The 16,826-nt window shown below is 45.6% G+C and carries 15 protein-coding genes; 11 read left to right on the top strand and 4 right to left on the bottom strand.

All coding sequences use genetic code 11. The features are described from left to right. Window positions 1-427 precede the first annotated feature (427 nt). The 3 genes from NG821_RS11075 to NG821_RS11065 all read left to right on the top strand — a co-directional run bounded on the left by NG821_RS11075 (window position 428) and on the right by NG821_RS11065 (window position 5,096). Entirely contained in the window at window positions 428-2,212 is a 1,785-nt protein-coding gene (locus NG821_RS11075; protein WP_252761726.1) for a MutS-related protein, read from the top strand. Window positions 2,213-2,661: 449 nt separating this feature from the next. Further along, a complete protein-coding gene (locus NG821_RS11070; RefSeq protein ID WP_252761725.1) occupies window positions 2,662-3,885 on the top strand; it encodes an MFS transporter in 1,224 nt (407 codons plus the stop codon). A gap of 194 nt (window positions 3,886-4,079) precedes the next feature. Next, window positions 4,080-5,096, top strand: a complete 1,017-nt coding sequence (locus NG821_RS11065; protein ID WP_252761724.1) for a class II fructose-bisphosphate aldolase — start codon at window positions 4,080-4,082, stop codon at window positions 5,094-5,096. A gap of 763 nt (window positions 5,097-5,859) precedes the next feature. Here NG821_RS11065 and NG821_RS11060 read toward each other — a convergent pair. Then, window positions 5,860-7,374, bottom strand: a complete 1,515-nt coding sequence (locus tag NG821_RS11060; protein ID WP_252761723.1) for an NAD(P)H-hydrate dehydratase — start codon at window positions 7,372-7,374, stop codon at window positions 5,860-5,862. A 79-nt stretch (window positions 7,375-7,453) separates the two neighbouring features. On the opposite strand from NG821_RS11060, the gene hpt reads away from it, so the two are divergent. The 5 genes from hpt (at window position 7,454) to NG821_RS11035 (ending at window position 12,196) form a co-directional block, all read left to right on the top strand. Next, on the top strand, window positions 7,454-8,002 hold the full coding sequence (gene hpt / locus NG821_RS11055; RefSeq protein WP_252761722.1) for a hypoxanthine phosphoribosyltransferase: 549 nt from the start codon (window positions 7,454-7,456) through the stop codon (window positions 8,000-8,002). A gap of 114 nt (window positions 8,003-8,116) precedes the next feature. Continuing rightward, the gene (locus NG821_RS11050; protein WP_252761721.1) at window positions 8,117-8,692 is read left to right on the top strand and encodes an adenylate kinase; all 576 of its coding nucleotides are present in this window, start codon (window positions 8,117-8,119) and stop codon (window positions 8,690-8,692) included. A gap of 159 nt (window positions 8,693-8,851) precedes the next feature. Continuing rightward, the gene (obgE, locus tag NG821_RS11045) at window positions 8,852-10,036 is read left to right on the top strand and encodes a GTPase ObgE (RefSeq protein ID WP_252761727.1); all 1,185 of its coding nucleotides are present in this window, start codon (window positions 8,852-8,854) and stop codon (window positions 10,034-10,036) included. Further along, entirely contained in the window at window positions 10,037-10,828 is a 792-nt protein-coding gene (pgeF, locus tag NG821_RS11040) for a peptidoglycan editing factor PgeF (RefSeq protein ID WP_252761720.1), read from the top strand. It begins immediately after the preceding gene. 222 nt (window positions 10,829-11,050) lie between these two features. Then, window positions 11,051-12,196 (top strand): M23 family metallopeptidase, encoded by a 1,146-nt coding sequence (locus tag NG821_RS11035; protein WP_252761719.1) that lies wholly within the window; start codon window positions 11,051-11,053, stop codon window positions 12,194-12,196. A 193-nt stretch (window positions 12,197-12,389) separates the two neighbouring features. Here the strand turns inward: NG821_RS11035 and NG821_RS11030 are convergent, their stop codons facing one another. Then, a complete protein-coding gene (locus NG821_RS11030; protein WP_252761718.1) occupies window positions 12,390-12,605 on the bottom strand; it encodes a hypothetical protein in 216 nt (71 codons plus the stop codon). An 11-nt stretch (window positions 12,606-12,616) separates the two neighbouring features. Continuing rightward, a complete protein-coding gene (locus tag NG821_RS11025; RefSeq protein WP_308571991.1) occupies window positions 12,617-13,813 on the bottom strand; it encodes a phosphoribosylaminoimidazolecarboxamide formyltransferase in 1,197 nt (398 codons plus the stop codon). A 297-nt stretch (window positions 13,814-14,110) separates the two neighbouring features. On the opposite strand from NG821_RS11025, the gene NG821_RS11020 reads away from it, so the two are divergent. Then, the gene (locus tag NG821_RS11020; protein ID WP_252761716.1) at window positions 14,111-14,347 is read left to right on the top strand and encodes a hypothetical protein; all 237 of its coding nucleotides are present in this window, start codon (window positions 14,111-14,113) and stop codon (window positions 14,345-14,347) included. A 65-nt stretch (window positions 14,348-14,412) separates the two neighbouring features. Here NG821_RS11020 and rplS read toward each other — a convergent pair whose 3' ends face one another. After that, complete coding sequence (rplS, locus tag NG821_RS11015) at window positions 14,413-14,781, bottom strand: 50S ribosomal protein L19 (RefSeq protein WP_252761715.1); 369 nt, start codon at window positions 14,779-14,781, stop codon at window positions 14,413-14,415. A 184-nt stretch (window positions 14,782-14,965) separates the two neighbouring features. Here rplS and NG821_RS11010 point away from each other — a divergent pair, with 184 nt between their 5' ends. After that, window positions 14,966-15,733, top strand: a complete 768-nt coding sequence (locus tag NG821_RS11010; protein ID WP_252761714.1) for a 5'-nucleotidase C-terminal domain-containing protein — start codon at window positions 14,966-14,968, stop codon at window positions 15,731-15,733. Window positions 15,734-15,830: 97 nt separating this feature from the next. Next, window positions 15,831-16,682, top strand: a complete 852-nt coding sequence (locus NG821_RS11005) for a bifunctional metallophosphatase/5'-nucleotidase (RefSeq protein WP_252761713.1) — start codon at window positions 15,831-15,833, stop codon at window positions 16,680-16,682. Window positions 16,683-16,826: the final 144 nt, after the last annotated feature.

The following is a 16,826-nucleotide window of genomic DNA, read 5'->3' as shown; positions in this document are numbered from 1 at the left end:
CAACCGAAGATCATTTGGCGACAGACTTTTTGACAGGCTAGTTGTTGCAGCTGTGTCCTATAGACCGGCGTTTCAGCACAGAACCTATGATTGAAGAAAATCACTCAGTTGAGGATAATCATATAAAATAATCTTGAATTCGATAATGCTTGATTTTGAGTGAAACTTAGTGACTATTTTTCTCCCGGAGGACAGCCTTATTAATAAAAAAGGCAGTCAGTAGAAGCAAAAATACGTGATGTTTATGCAAAGATAAACTTTTTTGTCGGAAATCACAAGTAAATGTTCTTAAAATGTATCTTTTACGACTGGTATTGCGGGAAATAGGTTGCCTTTACGGAATATTAAGAGTCTAATTTTGCTCTAGTATCCAAAGATCGGTATCTTTGCAACTATAACCGCTATAGCGCGTCAATTATCTCAGGAAATGGAAGTAAGTGAATATTACAAGAACCAGTCGGAAGGCTTGGAAATACAAATCAACGCGCTCAAGCGTTGGAATAAATGGTGGATAACCGGAGAAATTCTTTGTGCAGCAGGTATGCTGGCGGCAGTGGTCTTCATGGTCATGTGGCCGGTGAGAGCCTGGATGACCGGACTGCTTATCGGCGCTTTCTGTCTCTGGCTGATCCTCTCGCGCTTTGACCAGAAAAACAATAGGCATATCTCGTGTCTGCAGGCTAGTTTGAAAGTGCTTCTTTTGGAGTCCAAAGCCTTGTGCGGGGATTATACCCAATTCCCTTCAGGAGAGAAATATATTGACCCTCATCATGAGTTTGCCCTTGATTTGGATATCTTCGGCAAAGGTTCGCTATTCAACCGGATTGCCCGGTCAGTCACTTCAGGCGGGAGTGATTTCCTCGCTGATTCGCTGACTCACCCGAAATGGGAGAGCAATAGGCAGGAGGCATTGATTGAACTCTCCCGTCAGGAATCCTTTATGACCCGATTCAAATCACAGCGGATCTTGCAGGGAAAGGAAATGGATACGCAGAAGATGCTGCAAGTGATGCAGGACTTTTCGGTCTGCCCTTACCCTTCCATTGCCGTCAGCGGTTTGTCTAAAATTCTGGGTTGGCTGCTTCCTGCAGGTTTCATTGCGATGGTCATCTTGTCTGTTTTTCATGTGATCTCCAGTCTGATACCCGTATGGTGGGGGATCATCCAACTCATATTCGTCTTCGCCCTGTGCAATAAGAGTCTCAAGAGCATAGGAGATGTCTCATCCGGTCTCAGTCAATCCTCCATTGGCTATGCCGACTTGGTGGAACAGATCGCAGATGCTGATTTCCATTCACCCCGAAACAAGGCCCTCCAGTTGCATTTGAAAGAGTCGGTGAAGGCCTTTAAGATCTTGCGACAAGTCCTGAAGAGTCTCAACAGCAGGGCTAACCTGATCGGCCTTGTCCTTTTCGACCTCATCTTCCTCAGCGACTTCTGGCTCGTCCGGAAATTTGCTTTGTGGCAGCGTCAATATGCAACCCGGATGAAAGACTGGATAGATCTCGTCAGTGAGATGGATGCCTTGGTCTCAATGGCAACGGTCTGGTTCAATCATCCCGAAGCAGTAGCGGCTGAGGTGGTGGATTCCGAAAAACTGCTTTTCGAAGCTCGGGGCTTGTATCATCCTTTTCTTGGGAAGAAAGCAGTCCGCAATGATTTCAATTTGGGCAGTCGGGAATTTGTACTGCTCACAGGCGCTAACATGGCAGGGAAGAGCACTTTCCTTAGGACAGTCGGCGTGAATGTGATCCTGGCTTTCAATGCGATGCCGGTATTTGCAGAGTCTCTGAAACTGTCCCGCTTCAGGCTTTTCTCGAGCATGAGGACTTCTGATGATTTGGAGCACGGCATTTCTTATTTCAATGCAGAGTTGTTGAGGCTACAACAGTTGATCACTTATTGTAAGACATCGGATGAGCCGACACTCATTCTCTTGGATGAAATATTGAAGGGTACGAATTCACTCGATAAGTTGAACGGATCGAAACTCTTCCTGCAGTTTATCTCCAAGATGAATGTCAGCGGGATCATTGCGACACATGACCTGGCACTTTCCAAACTGTCAGACGAATATCCCGGCACCTTCAGGAACGCCTGTTTTGAAATCCAGTTAGGTACAGATATCACTTATTCCTATCGGATTTCCCCCGGAGTAGCCAGAAATCAGAATGCCACTTATCTCTTGAAACAGATACTGAAGGATTTATGATACCGGAGTGGAAAGTTTTTCTAAAGGAACATTCGTGCATATTTGAAGTTTAAAGGATCCCCCGAAAATCTCAAAATGCGTTAAGAGGGCAGTGGTATGATTAAAATAAATATAAATATCCATTTCTCTGCCCCTGAAAATTTGGAAATCGTGCGTTTCTTTAATACATTTGCACAGATGTTTTTCATGGTATTAGATTTAAGGTTATAATGGTGTACGGTGGTACACCTTTTTTTGTACTTTTCTAAACAGTTAACAGGATTTTTACTATCTTTGCAAGAGTTTTGTGGTTTCTACCGATGAGGTAACAGATACTGCCCTTTCATGATGTCCTTTGGTGATGTTGGTTTGTTTGCACTGTTATTTTGTTGATTCAGTTTCACGAGAGACGAGCCGTTTCCACAGGTCAAGGGTCAGAGTTGAATTTTATGATGTAATAAAGACAAGTCATGAGTAAAATAAAACCGGCATTAACGGATAAGAAGTACGCTTTACCTTTTATTCTGATAACAATCCTGTTCTTTCTGATTGGATTTTCGCGAGCTATTTTGGATGTTCTGAACAAGCACTTTCAGAATACACTTTGTATTTCCATCACCAAATCGTCTTTGATTCAGGTGATGACCTTTCTGGGTTATTTCCTTTTGGCCATACCTGCGGGCAAATTTATCAACAAATTCGGTTATCGTCGCGGTGTTATTTTCGGGCTGGTCGTCTTTGGGGTAGGGGCATTCCTCTTTATTCCGAGTGCCATGTGCGGGTCCTTCGGTGCTTTTTTGTTCTGTCTCTTCCTGATAGGTTGCGGACTGGTATTCCTAGAAACGGCATCCAATCCTTATGCTACGGAACTGGGACCTAAGGAAACCTCGGCCAGCCGACTTGTCCTCTCTCAGTCTTTCAATGGTTTGGGGAGCATGATGGCGACATTGTGTGTCGGCCAGTTCCTCTTCCGTGGCTATGAGGAAGGGCATCATATCTGGATTCCCTATGCTATCTTGGGCATCGTCGTCCTGGTGATCGCCATTGTCTTTTCCCGAATCACTTTGCCGGAAATCAAATATGATACGACGGAGGAGGAAAAAGGTCATCCTTATAAGGCGCTCTTTAAGGAACATCCTATATTCGCGTTTGGCTTTTTTGCACTGTTGGCTTATGAATTTGCGGAGATCTCCATCAACAGTTATTTCATCAATTTCACTACAGGAATGGATTGGATGACTGATCAGACAGCCTCCCTGGTCCTGACAGGCGCACTGGCACTGTTTATGATCGGCAGGTTCTTCGGGAGTTGGGTCATGCGCGTGATGTCTGCAGAGAAATGGCTGTTGGTGTGTGCCACAGTGACCGTCTTGGATATGATCTTCATCCTGACACTGTGCAAGATCGGCAGATTGTCTCTGGTCTTCCTGATTATCAATTATTTCTTTGAGGCGATCATGTTCCCGACGATTTTCTCGATAGCCCTGAAGAGTTTGGGAGGGCTCACAAAGACAGCCTCTTCGCTGCTGATGATGACCCCTATTGGCGGATGCGGTTTCCTGCTCGTCGGTCTTTTGGCTGACCGTACGCATCTCGTCCTGCCTTTTATCGTGCCTTTAATCGGTTTTGTGATCGTCTTCGCTTATGCCTTGACAGTGCATCGGATGTTGAGAAAGGCTGACAGTCAAGCGTAAAATGCTAGCCTTTTGTAAGATACAGTTTACAAGAGAAAGATAATTGCCATGATGAACGTTCCCTGAAGACCTTTTTGGGCTTGGGAAACTAAAAAAGATGCTTCCTGATTTGCCCAACCTAAAAGAAAAGGTTAAATTTGCACTCGTTTTTTAACCCAAAGGATAGTAGTTAATTTTTAAACATAATCAAATTTATGGCAATCGTAGATTACAAGAAATTAGGCTTAGTCAACACCCGTGAGATGTTCAAGAGAGCCGTCAATGGTGGCTGGGCTGTACCGGCATTCAACTTCAACAACCTGGAGCAACTTCAGGCTATCATCAAGGCTTCTGCTACTTTGAAGTCACCGGTGATCCTGCAGGTTTCAAAGGGTGCTCGTCAGTATGCCGATCCCGTTTTGCTTCGTTACCTGGGTGCAGGTGCCGTAGCTTATGCAAAAGAATTAGGTTGTAACTATCCTGAAGTTGCACTTCATTTGGATCATGGAGACAGTTTCGAACTTTGCAAGTCTTGTGTTGATAACGGTTTTTCATCTGTAATGATCGATGGTTCCGCTCTCCCATACGAAGAGAATATCGCCCTGACAAAGAAAGTCGTAGACTATGCTCATCAATATGATGTCACAGTTGAAGGTGAACTGGGTGTCCTCGCAGGTGTCGAAGATGAAGTTTCTGCAGAAGAATCTCATTATACACGTCCTGAAGAGGTGATTGACTTTTCAAAGCGTTCAGGCGTTGATTCCCTGGCAATCTCTATCGGAACCAGCCATGGTGCTTATAAATTCAAACCGGAGCAGTGCACACGTGACCCGAAGACAGGCCGCTTGATTCCTCCTCCATTGGCATTTGATATTCTGGCTGAAATCGAGAAGAAACTCCCTGGATTCCCAATCGTACTTCACGGCTCTTCTTCCGTTCCTCAGAAATATGTTGATATCATCAACGAGTACGGTGGCAATCTTCCTGATGCTGTAGGTATTCCTGAAGAACAACTCCGCAAGGCTGCCAAGAGTGCTGTTTGCAAGATCAATATTGACTCTGATTCCCGCTTGGCTTTCACCGCAGGTGTCCGTGAGACATTGGCTAAGCATCCTGAGTATTTCGATCCTCGCAAGTATTGTGGCGTTGCCCGCGATTACATGTTCGAAATGTATGAGCACAAGATTACTGAAGTTTTGGGATCTGACAACAAATTGGCAAAACTTGACTAATAGAAATTCATAGTCCGGATCCAAGTGATCCGAACAATAGATCATAAAGGCGGAAACATTGGGTTTCCGCCTTTTTTATGATGGCTACCTTCGTTGGACTTCTTTGAAAGTCTGTGTTAACTTTACTACAGGAACGATGAATCTGCTTGAATGGTGAGCATCAGGGAGGACTGTCACGGAAATCTCAAACTCAATGAACCTTCTCTTGTTTCGGGCAGGTAGACGGCAGTAAGTCGAAAGTGTCGGAGAAGAATTTCCTTTAAAATCTTATCTTCCTGATTTATAGATAATTGTGATGATAGAAAAGGAACTTTCTATCTCTAGGCAAAGTAAGCCTCGTAGTTTCGAGAAAGTTAGCCGCAACTTTCTCGAAAGAAGAGCTCGCCTTTCGAGAAACTACGACCTCCCCTCTCTCGATGGATTGACACCCTCTCTTTATTACTGATGGTTCCGTCCTTTTTCAGTGATCATGTGGATAAAGTTCCCTGCCTTTTCTCCCCGTCTTACAAGCCTATAGAAACAGTTTTATGAAAGAAATAGTTTCCGTAAGCGAGATGTTTGTGTCAATCGAACTATTGTTAAAGGCAGGGAATCCCCAGTCTTTCAGTTGATATTCGTTGAAGAACGAACGCTTTGAACCTTACGCGTCAAAGTAGAATAGAAAATGTGCTTTAGAATGAGATTTGGGAATTGCGTGTTCCTTCTGACCAGTGGATAAAGAAAATCCTATCCGATTCTCAAGTGATAGGATAGGATTCTGGAATCAACTCAATTCTATAAATGCCTGCGGAAGATACTGGATCAGATCGCTGGCGATGAGGCTCTCTTTCCCTAGTTCCTGAGCCGCCAGGTCTCCTGCATAACCATGGAGGTACATTCCCACTCTGCAAGCATCGACAGACTTGTATCCGCGTGCCAGTAGCCCGGTGATGATACCCGTAAGAGTGTCTCCGCTGCCTGCAGTGGCCATGCCGCTGTTTCCGGTAGGATTGAACTCTACATGACCGTCGGGGAGGCATAAGGCAGAATAGTGCCCTTTGAGTATGATATAAGCTTGGAGGACCTTGGACAATTTGCGTGCCTTTTCCAGGCGCTCATAGCAACTGTTGCTCATGGTACCGTAGAGTCTGTCGAATTCTTTGGGGTGAGGCGTGAGAATGATGCCGGCAGGGAGTTGTTGCAGCCACGCTCTGTGATTCGCCAGAATATTGATGGCATCCGCATCGACTACGATAGGGCACCCTGTCCGCCGCAACTGGGCGATGACCGCAATGGCTGTATCTTCCTGTTGTCCGAGTCCCGGACCTATGCCCAAAGCGTCTATATCATGAGTGTCGACAGCCTCAGAAAAATAGTTTTCTTCCCGATCCATCTGCATCACTGCTTCAGGAACGGCGATCTGCATGATATTGTAATTGCGCCTTGGAGTATGCACATAGACTTTCCCTACACCGGCACGCAGACAAGCCTTCGTGCTGAGGACGGCAGCTCCTGCCATCCCATAGCTGCCTGCTATCAGCAGGGCACTGCCCATGGTACCTTTATGGGAGAAATCCTTGCGCGGCAGAATCCGCGACTTGATGTCATTTTCTTCGAGGACCTTGTATTCACAGTCCTTCTGGGAGATATACTCCTGGGACAGATGGATGTCAAGAACCTTTAATTGACCGATATAACACTGGTTGTCGGCCAATAGCATGGAGAGTTTTTTTTGCTGCAGTGTCAGGGTCAGGTCAGCCTTGACGATATTCTGACGGATGTTGTACGTGTTGTCTTCACACATCAGACCGGAAGGAATATCGATGCTGACCACTTTCGCAGAAGACTGATTGATGTATCTGACCAAAGCAGAGAAGCCTCCGGAAAGGGGCTTGTTGAGTCCGCTGCCGAAGAGTCCGTCAATGACCAGATTGTCTTTACTGAGCTCAGGTGGGTCGAAGTTCATGGTGATTTCTGTAAACGCCTTGATCTTGTTGGCTTCAATCAGACGTTGCTTGTTGGTCGCACATTCTTCGGAGAGGTGATTATGGACATTAAACAGATAGACGGCGATCTGATACCCGTCAGCAGCCAGCATCCTGCTGACAGCAAGGGCATCCCCGCCATTATTTCCCGGACCTGCGAAAACTACGACGGGGATATCGGCAGACCATTCTGCTTCTATCGCCCTCGTCAAAGCTTTTGCAGCTCTCTCCATCAAGTCAATGGAACTGATAGGCTCTTTCTCTATTGTATATTTGTCCAACTCGTGAATCTGGGCACTTGTAAAAATCTTCATGTCTTGCAAAAATACGAAATTAAAATGTAATGTTTGCCATATTTTTCGTAAATTTGTACGAAAAATTAGTTTTCGAGTAATGAGTGTAGTAAAAATTAAGGATAAAACCTTTAAGACATCTATTCCTGAATCGGAGATCAGGAAACGAATACAGGTTGTAGCAGATCGTCTCAATAAGGACATGGCTGACAAAAATCCTATTTTTCTGGCTGTTCTGAACGGATCGTATATCTTCGCAGCAGATCTGACGAGAATGCTGACTATTCCTTTTGAAATATCTTTCGTCAAACTCTCTTCCTATGAGGGGACTTCGACCACTGGTAAAGTGAAAGAACTGGTGGGTATCAACAGGGATCTGAAAGGACGGACGGTCATCATCCTGGAAGATATTGTGGAAACTGGATTGACCATGCAACACATGATCGAAACACTACAGGCTTGTGGCCCTGAATCCGTTCATATCTGCACATTACTCGTAAAACCTGACAAATTGACGATCCCTCTGAATATTGAGTACTCGGTCATTAAAATCCCTAATGATTTCATCTTGGGCTATGGACTCGACTATGACCAGCAAGGGCGTGGCTTGAGAGACATCTATACTCTAGTGGATGAAAAGAAGGATTGACCTGCCCGACTGCTCTCTTGTGTCTGATTGATCGGAGGGAACGAGACAGGATCATCAGGCTCCCGTAAAGTCGGTGTAAACGTGAATTTTATAATAAAAATATATAACAAGACAATGAAGAATATCGTTATTTTTGGTGCTCCAGGTGCCGGTAAAGGAACCCAGAGTGAGAAGATGATCGCAAAGTATGGCTTCGGGCATATTTCTACCGGAGACGTATTGAGAAATGAAATCAAGAAGGGCAGTGACTTGGGAAAAACAGCCAAAGGTTATATTGATAATGGCCAGTTGATCCCTGATGACTTGATGGTTAGCATCCTGGCAAAGGTCTATGACTCTTTCGGCAAAGACCATAAGGGCGTGATATTTGACGGTTTCCCCCGCACGATTCCTCAAGCTGAGGCTTTGAAGAAGATGCTGGCTCAGCGCGGTCATCGCCTTGCTGCAATGATCGAACTCGATGTTCCGGAGGATGAACTGATGAAGCGCTTGATTCTCCGCGGTAAGATGAGCGGACGCTCAGATGACAATCAGGAGACGATCAAGAAGCGCCTGACCGTTTATCATAACCAGACTTCTCCGCTGATCAAATGGTATACCAAGGAAGGTATCCACTTTCATGTAGAAGGCTTGGGAACTGTTGACGACATCTTCGCCCGTGTGTGCAAAGTGATCGATTCACTCAAATAGTGGATCTTTCTGATGCCTTTGCCCATTGCGAAACGACGGGCAAAGGCATTTGTTCCTTTTTCAGAGCTTTGGAGAAAGTCTTTTCCGAAAAGGCGGAAAATGATTTCGCAAGTTGATTTTCTCCACTAATTTAATGATGATAGAGAAGATATAATGGCTATAGAATCCAATTTCGTAGATTATGTGAGAATCCATTGCCGTTCAGGTAAAGGTGGAAAGGGTTCTATGCATCTTCGGCATGTGAAATATCAACCTAATGGTGGACCTGATGGAGGCGATGGCGGTCATGGCGGCAGTGTCATCCTCCGGGGCAATCATAATTATTGGACCCTCCTGCATTTGAAGTATGAGCGGCACGTCTTCGCAGAACATGGCGGAAACGGCGCCAGTGACAAGTGTCATGGGACTGACGGCGCTGATGCCTATATCGACGTTCCTTGCGGTACGGTCGTCTATAATGCCGCTACAGGTAAATATATCTGTGACGTGACTGAGGATGGCCAGGAGGTGGTCTTGTTGAAAGGCGGCAAAGGCGGACTGGGAAACTTCCAGTTCCGGACATCCACTAATCAGGCACCTCGCTACGCTCAACCGGGAGAACCGGCTCAGGAGTTGACGGTGATACTGGAGTTGAAACTGTTGGCTGACGTCGGTCTGGTGGGCTTCCCCAATGCGGGTAAGTCGACATTGCTCTCGACCTTGTCCAGCGCAAAACCGAAGATTGCCAACTATCCCTTTACGACGCTTGAACCGTCCTTGGGTATCGTCAAATACAAGGGCAACAAGTCCTTCGTAGTGGCAGATATTCCCGGAATTATTGAGGGCGCGAGTGAAGGGAAAGGACTGGGACTGCGGTTCCTGCGCCATATCGAACGTAATTCCCTGTTGCTGTTTATGGTCCCGGGAGATACGGACGACATTAAACACGACTATGAGGTCCTGCTGAATGAGTTGAAGAAATTCAATGCGGAATTGCTGGGTAAGCACCGTGTGCTGGCGATAACCAAGTCGGACTTGCTCGATGACGAACTGATCCAGATGCTGAAGGCGACTTTGCCTACTGACCTCCCTTGCGTGTTCATCTCTTCCGTAACAGGAAAGGGACTGGACGAACTGAAAGACGTGCTTTGGAAAGAACTGAATTCTGAAAGCAATAAACTCGAGGAGATCTCTTCCGAGACAACTCTAGTTCACCGTGACAAGGAAGTGAAGGCTTTCCATGATGAGATGGAGGCTGAGGGTGCAGTCGAGATAGATGAGGATATCAATGCTGAGGAATCTCCTAAAAAAGGGAAAGGAAAGGATATCGAGGATCTGACGGATTTCGAATATACTGACGATTAAATGACCAAACTTTTGAAAACAACTGATTTACATACTTATGCTTTGGATGACAGTGTCACGGCTTTCTCTACTACCCGTCATGGGGGAGTGAGCCAGGGCACTTTCGGAGAACTGAATATCAATCCGTTTTGTGGAGATACGGCGGAACATGTCCGGGAAAACAGGTCCATTCTCTGCCATACATTAGGGATAGACGATTCCTCACTCTTGTTGCCCCATCAGGTGCATGGTGTGGAGAGCCGGGATATTGCTGCCGAATTCCTCTCTTTGCCTGCTACCGTTCAGAGACAACTCCTTGAAGGGGTCGATTGCCTGATGACAGATGTAAAAGGCATCTGCATCGGTGTTTCTACTGCTGACTGTATCCCTGTGTTGCTCTATGACCCCGTACATCATGCTTCAGCAGCCGTTCATGCGGGATGGAGAGGAACTCTCGCCCGTATCGTACGAAAGGCTGTCAGGGATATGAAGGTCTGTTACCAGAGCAACCCTGCTGATTTGTTGGCCGTGATAGGTCCAGGCATTTCATTGGATTCTTTTGAGGTCGGTCAGGAAGTGTATGATCAGTTTGCTGGGGCTGGGTTCAACATGGGTGCGATAGCCAGGATGGACAAGAAATGGCATATCGACTTGCCGGCTTCTAATCGTTTACAACTCGAAGCTGTCGGCGTACAACCCGGGCATATTCAGGATTGTGGAATATGTACGTTCCGGAATTCGGATCAGTTCTTTTCTGCCCGTAAATTGGGGACAGAATCAGGGCGGATTTACACGGGCATGATAATGAATTGACGGTCGGCAGACCGTAGATGACAAGACTTTCTCTTGGAAGAGAGTCTGATTGAGAAGGCGTAGGGATATTCTGCCGGATATCTCTTTATAGAAAGGGAATACTCGCAAGAGTAGACAGAACTGCTTGGGAGAAGTAGTTGCTGTGGAAATCGAGAAATGAATGGTAGAGTGGACAATCTTTGTTGTCATGCTTTAACCTTAACACTGTTAACTTTTAGTCATATGAAAATTAAAGTATTCCGCTATTTTTTGGCATTGCTGCCTGTATTTGTTTTACTCTCGTTCACTCCGGTCAGAAAGACATTTTCTGATACTGAATTGACGCAAGTGAGTGTGCCTACGCCTCATTTGTTTGATCATGGCAATTCTTTCAAAGTCAATTTCAATAAGACTCAGTCGCGCAATTATTCATTTCCTCTGCCTATAGGCAAAGCGCAGCAGATCGGTGCGTCTGTCGTAGAAATCAGTACCTTGCGGGGAGATGCGGTGAAAGCCATGTTTGCCGGTAGGGTGAGATTGTCCCGGAGAATGCCTTCGGGAGGGAACACGATCGTCCTTCGTCACGCCAATGGACTGGAGACAGTCTATAACAATCTTACCCAGAACGTGGTGAAAGTCGGTCAATACGTGCGGGCTGGGCAGACGATAGGGATCGTAGGAGAAAAAGAGGGGATGGGGTATTGTAATTTCTCGATCATGGTCAATGGCGGGAGAATTAACCCGGAAACACTTCTCAGTTTAAGCAATCACAAACTGAAAAGCCAAACTCTTCTCTTTAAGAAGAACGGTGACTTCGTGGATGTGTTCGTGGTACCTGACAGAAAGATGATGGCTGCGATCCATCAGAGTCCTATAGACCTGGATCCCGATGACGAAATCGATTACAACAAGTCCAGTGATTTTAAGATAGATTTGAGTTTGATAGAAAATTCCCATTGGGCTTATCCGCTTCCCGGAAGTCACGTTATCAGCCCCTATGGCGGCCGTCGCCATCATCCCGGAGTAGATATCAAGACTTGCCCGAATGACCGCATCCTGGCCGCCTTTGACGGCGTAGTGACACGGTCCTGCCGCTACTTTGGCTATGGCAACTGTATCGTCATCCGCCATGCCTATGGCTTCGAAACGCTTTACGGTCATCAGTCCAAGGATTTCGTTCATGTAGGGCAAAAGGTGAAAGCCGGACAAGTTATCGGACTGACCGGTCGTACGGGTTCTGCTACGACGGAGCATCTCCATTTCGAAGTGCATTTCAAAGGACATCGGATGAACCCTGCCGTCATCTTCGATCATGCTCATAAGTGCCTCCAACCTTCTGTGCTTACGTTGTCCTGGAATGGGAAAGTGAAGACTGAAAAACATTATTAGATTGCATTTGGCAATGCACAGACGACCGGTAACGGGAAATGGGTATATTTGATGCCGGTATCTTCTCTTGCCAGGTGGAAGCAAATAAGAATATAAAAATTCCGGACCATCTGTTTTCAAACAGTGATCCGGGATTTTTATAAGATAAACTCCTATTGCCAGTCGGTGACAAACTGACAAACAAATACATTCGTCATTTCTCTTTGCGGTTGCCCTTGTGCTTTCGGTTAGCCCGCTGCAACCGGTATTTGGCTTTCTGTAGGGCAGAGCCACTGCCATGAGTCCCTGTAATGTATTTCTTCTTCTTAGCTTTGGTCTTTACCTTCTGCTTGCCATTATCAGAGTTCTCGCTCGGGGCACCTTTGAAAATGATTCCATGCTCGATGATATCTTCGATGTCTTTGCCCATAGTCAAATGTTTTAATGGTGAAATAAACGTACACCGGTCATGCACATGGCAATGCCGTATTTGTCGCATGTCTCGATGACATTGTCATCGCGGATGCTGCCTCCTGCCTGTGCGATATACTTTACGCCACTCTTGTGAGCACGCTCGATATTGTCTCCGAAGGGGAAGAAAGCGTCACTTCCAAGAACCACATTCGTATTTTTGGCGATCCATGCCTTTTTCTCTTCCATCGTCAGCACTTCTGGTTTTTGAGTGAAGACCTTCTGCCATGCACCGTCACGGAGGACATCATCATGCTCCTCACTGATATAGACGTCTATGGCGTTGTCGCGGTCGGCACGGTGAATACCTTCTTTGAAAGGCAGGGCCATGACTCTCGGATGCTGGCGAAGCCACCAGATGTCGGCCTTGTTTCCTGCAAGGCGGGTGCAGTGGATACGGCTTTGCTGGCCTGCTCCGATCCCGATAGCCTGTCCGTCTTTGACATAGCATACACTGTTGCTCTGAGTGTACTTCAATGTGATCTGACTGATGATCAGGTCTCGGAGAGCTTCTTCCGGTATTTCCTTGTTCTTGGTCGGACGATTCTCGTAAATCTTAGGATCCCCAAGTTTGCAGTCATTATGTTTCTGTTCGAACGTAACACCGAAAACCTGTTTACGTTCAAATTCAGGTGCCTGATAATCGGGATCGATCTGGATGATATTGTAATTGCCTCTTTTCTTCTGTTTCAGGACAGCCAATGCTTCAGGCGTGTATCCCGGTGCAATAACGCCGTCACTGACCTCCCGTTTGATCAGGCGTGCCGTCGCTTCATCACAGATGTCGCTTAAAGCAGCGAAATCACCATAGGAACTCATTCTGTCAGCTCCCCGGGCACGGGTATAGGCACAGGCTAAAGGTGTCAACTCGAAGTCGACGTCATCGACGAAATAGATGTGTTTGAGCGTATTGTCCAAAGGCAATCCGATAGCTGCTCCTGCAGGGGATACATGCTTGAAACTTGCAGCTGAGGGCATACCGGTGGCTGCCTTCATCTCCTTGACGAGTTGCCAACTGTTGAGTGCGTCCAGAAAGTTGATGTAACCGGGACGTCCGTTGAGTACCTGAACAGGGAGTTCGCTGCCGTTGTCCATGAAAATACGTGCAGGCTTTTGGTTGGGATTACAGCCATACTTTAAAGCTAATTCTTTCATTCTATTGAGGATTAAATTACTTACTGCAAAGATAGTGGAAATCGATTGAAAAGCAAAGGGAATTTGGTGATTTTATCGCCTGCCGTAAAATTTGCAGGAATGATGAAGGAGAACTGATTTTCGGACTCGTCCAGCGGTTATGGAATGAGAATCGGGGGTATTGGTATAGTGGCTAATAATGGAAATGGGCTTACTATCATTTAAATTTTTTAGGATGCCCATGGAAAAGTTTCTTTTTTTTGACTATTGAATATAAAAAAGAATTATCTTTGCATTCGTTAAGAGTATGTTAGCGTTATGAAAAGTTACATGAAAGTATTAGTAAAGGATGTTGAAAAAAGGTTCGGGGAGAATATTGATTTACATTCGGATGTCAATAAACTTCTTATGACTTTAAAGAAACATCACTTTCATCTGAATGCTTTGTCTCCTAAAGCTAAGGACAGACTGGCCCTTTTTGCAGGGTTCCAGAACTGGAAAGATTTCCGGGATGCCTTGAACGGTGAGGATGACGGTCAGATGAATTATCGGAGCAAAGATGAATGAGCTTTGATTACAAAAACAAAAAAGAGGTCTTTCGAGACCTCTTTTTTATTTGGATACATCGGGCGTTAAGCCTTTTTGTTTTCCACATTTGTCCTCTTCTCTTGGATGCGGGCTTTCTTACCTGTCAATTTACGCAGATAATAGAGTTTTGCACGACGTACTTTACCACGCTTATTGACTTCAATAGAGTCAATATGGGGGGATTCAAGAGGGAAAATACGTTCTACACCTACTGTTCCGGACATCTTCCTTACAGTAAAACGCTTCTTGTCACCGATTCCGGAGATCTTGATAACTACACCGCGATACAACTGGATACGCTGCTTGTTACCCTCGACAATTTTGTAAGCGACAGTAATCGTGTCTCCTGGATTGAATTCCGGGAATTTCTTGCCGGTTGCAAATGCTTCTTCAGCAACTTTAACTAAATCCATTTCGTTTATTATTAAATATTGTTTGTCGTTCAAACGCAACATAGTGAGCAATTCATTCTGTTACCAGCGGTTACGCCGAAAAGCGTGGCAAAGTTACGGCTTTTTTTCTGTTTCACCAAATTTCTGAACCTATTCTTTCTCACTTCCCTGTTTTTTTCTAACTTTGCACGATAATTATATTTAAATGAAAAATAAATTAAAGGTATTAGGGCTTTCCTCCATCTTGTTTCTTGGAGTAGCGTGTAGTAATTCTAAATATGTACTGAGCGGGATCTCCAGACAGCGGATCCTTATAGACAGTACTTATGACGTGAATCAGGATACGGCGGCGTTGCATTTTCTCGCTCCTTACACGCATGTGGTTGACAGTTTGATGAATCCTGTAATCGGCTATTCTGCCAAATACATGGCTAACCATAGACCGGAGAGTGAGATATCGGACCTTTTTTCCGATATATTGCTTTGGGGATCTTCTTCTTTCAATGAGCATCCGGATTTCGCAGTGTATAACATGGGCGGTATACGTGCCGCTTTTCCCAAGGGACCGATCACAAAAGGGGATGTCCTGAATGCTGCACCTTTCGAAAACAAAATATGTTTCCTGACTTTGAAGGGTTCTGATGTCTTGGATCTGTTCAGACAGATGGCTTCGCGTGGCGGTGAAGGCGTGAGTAAAGGTGTCAATCTTGTCATTTCCAAGGATGGCAAATTGCTGGACGCTAAGGTCCATGGTCAACCAGTGAATCCCAATGCGTCTTATCGTGTGGCTACGTTGGACTATGTGGCTCAGGGAAATGATGATATGGTCGCTTTCCAAAAGGGCACTGACGTCTTGTCTCCTCAGGAAACCAAAAATGATGTCCGTTTTATTATCGAGTCTTATTTTGAGCAACAGAAGGCTAAGGGAACTCCTGTGAATCCTCAAATTGAAGGTCGGATCGTCGTCAAATAATCCCTGATCCCGGAGTTGTGCTTTTGGTGTCATCTCGTTTGCATCGTGAACACTCCGAATCCAATAGTTTTAATGCGCTTTATTTATTGTAATGATAATGAAAAAGAATTTTTCGCTTGTCTTGTTTTTCCTTCTTTTGGTCTTAGGGCCTCTTAACGCCCAGAAGAAACAACTTTTTATTCTGCATACCAATGACGCTCATAGTTGCGTTATGCCGCTGAGCAAAAACCTGGCTGATACCTTTTGGGCTAATCGCGGCGGTTTTGTCCGTAGACTGACAATGATCAAGCAGCAGCGTCAATCGCATCCTGACCTGTTGCTCTTTGACAGTGGTGACTTTTCTCAGGGTTCTCCTTATTATACCTTGTTCAAGGGAGATGTCGAGATCGGGTTGATGAACATGATGAAATACGATGCTGCTGTCATCGGTAATCATGAGTTTGATTTCGGACTTGACAATATGGCCCGTCTGTTCAAGGAAGCTCGCTTCCCGATCCTTTGTGCTAATTACGATTTTACCAATACGCCAGTTCAGGGTATTGTCAAACCTTGGGTGATCATCAAGCGAGACGGTCTCAAAATAGGGGTGTTCGGCTTGAGTCCTCATCTGAAAGGACTGGTGGATAATCGGAAGTGTGTGGGAGTCAAATTCTTGGACCCTGTTAAAACGGCCCTTCAGGTTGCTACTTTCTTGAAGAAGAAAAAGCAATGTGATCTTGTTATCTGCCTTTCACATTTAGGTTGGAATATCTCCGACGCTCAAGACGACGAGGATGTCATCAAGGGCAGTAGGGATATCGACCTCGTCCTCGGTGGCCATTCACATACCTTCTTTAAGTCTTTGAGGTATGAGACCAATCTGGACGGAAAGCGCGTACCTGATGATCAAAACGGGAAGAGTGCCATTTACGTAGGTGACCTGAGTCTTGATTTTGTCAAGAAACATTGAGTTTCTTATCCTATGCAGGCTCTTTCCAATTAGAAGTGCAAAAACACCTTGGTGCAAAAATCATGAAAAACACCGCGGCGGTTTGCCTCGCGGCTGGGGGTGCGAAGCCCCCAAAGAGCGTCAGGTGATGACTTAAGCAATGCA

Source organism: Segatella cerevisiae, from assembly GCF_024054555.1.
GTDB lineage: Bacteria > Bacteroidota > Bacteroidia > Bacteroidales > Bacteroidaceae > Prevotella > Prevotella cerevisiae.
This window is presented reverse-complemented; position numbering and strand designations above follow the sequence as displayed.

Coding starts and splice junctions, on each gene's coding strand:
- NG821_RS11075 (WP_252761726.1), top strand. CDS start 428: ATGGAAGTAAGTGAATATTACAAGAACCAGTCGGAAGGCTTGGAAATA.
- NG821_RS11070 (WP_252761725.1), top strand. CDS start 2,662: ATGAGTAAAATAAAACCGGCATTAACGGATAAGAAGTACGCTTTACCT.
- NG821_RS11065 (WP_252761724.1), top strand. CDS start 4,080: ATGGCAATCGTAGATTACAAGAAATTAGGCTTAGTCAACACCCGTGAG.
- NG821_RS11060 (WP_252761723.1), bottom strand. CDS start 7,374: ATGAAGATTTTTACAAGTGCCCAGATTCACGAGTTGGACAAATATACA.
- hpt (WP_252761722.1), top strand. CDS start 7,454: ATGAGTGTAGTAAAAATTAAGGATAAAACCTTTAAGACATCTATTCCT.
- NG821_RS11050 (WP_252761721.1), top strand. CDS start 8,117: ATGAAGAATATCGTTATTTTTGGTGCTCCAGGTGCCGGTAAAGGAACC.
- pgeF (WP_252761720.1), top strand. CDS start 10,037: ATGACCAAACTTTTGAAAACAACTGATTTACATACTTATGCTTTGGAT.
- NG821_RS11035 (WP_252761719.1), top strand. CDS start 11,051: ATGAAAATTAAAGTATTCCGCTATTTTTTGGCATTGCTGCCTGTATTT.
- NG821_RS11030 (WP_252761718.1), bottom strand. CDS start 12,605: ATGGGCAAAGACATCGAAGATATCATCGAGCATGGAATCATTTTCAAA.
- NG821_RS11020 (WP_252761716.1), top strand. CDS start 14,111: ATGAAAGTATTAGTAAAGGATGTTGAAAAAAGGTTCGGGGAGAATATT.
- rplS (WP_252761715.1), bottom strand. CDS start 14,781: ATGGATTTAGTTAAAGTTGCTGAAGAAGCATTTGCAACCGGCAAGAAA.
- NG821_RS11010 (WP_252761714.1), top strand. CDS start 14,966: ATGAAAAATAAATTAAAGGTATTAGGGCTTTCCTCCATCTTGTTTCTT.
- NG821_RS11005 (WP_252761713.1), top strand. CDS start 15,831: ATGAAAAAGAATTTTTCGCTTGTCTTGTTTTTCCTTCTTTTGGTCTTA.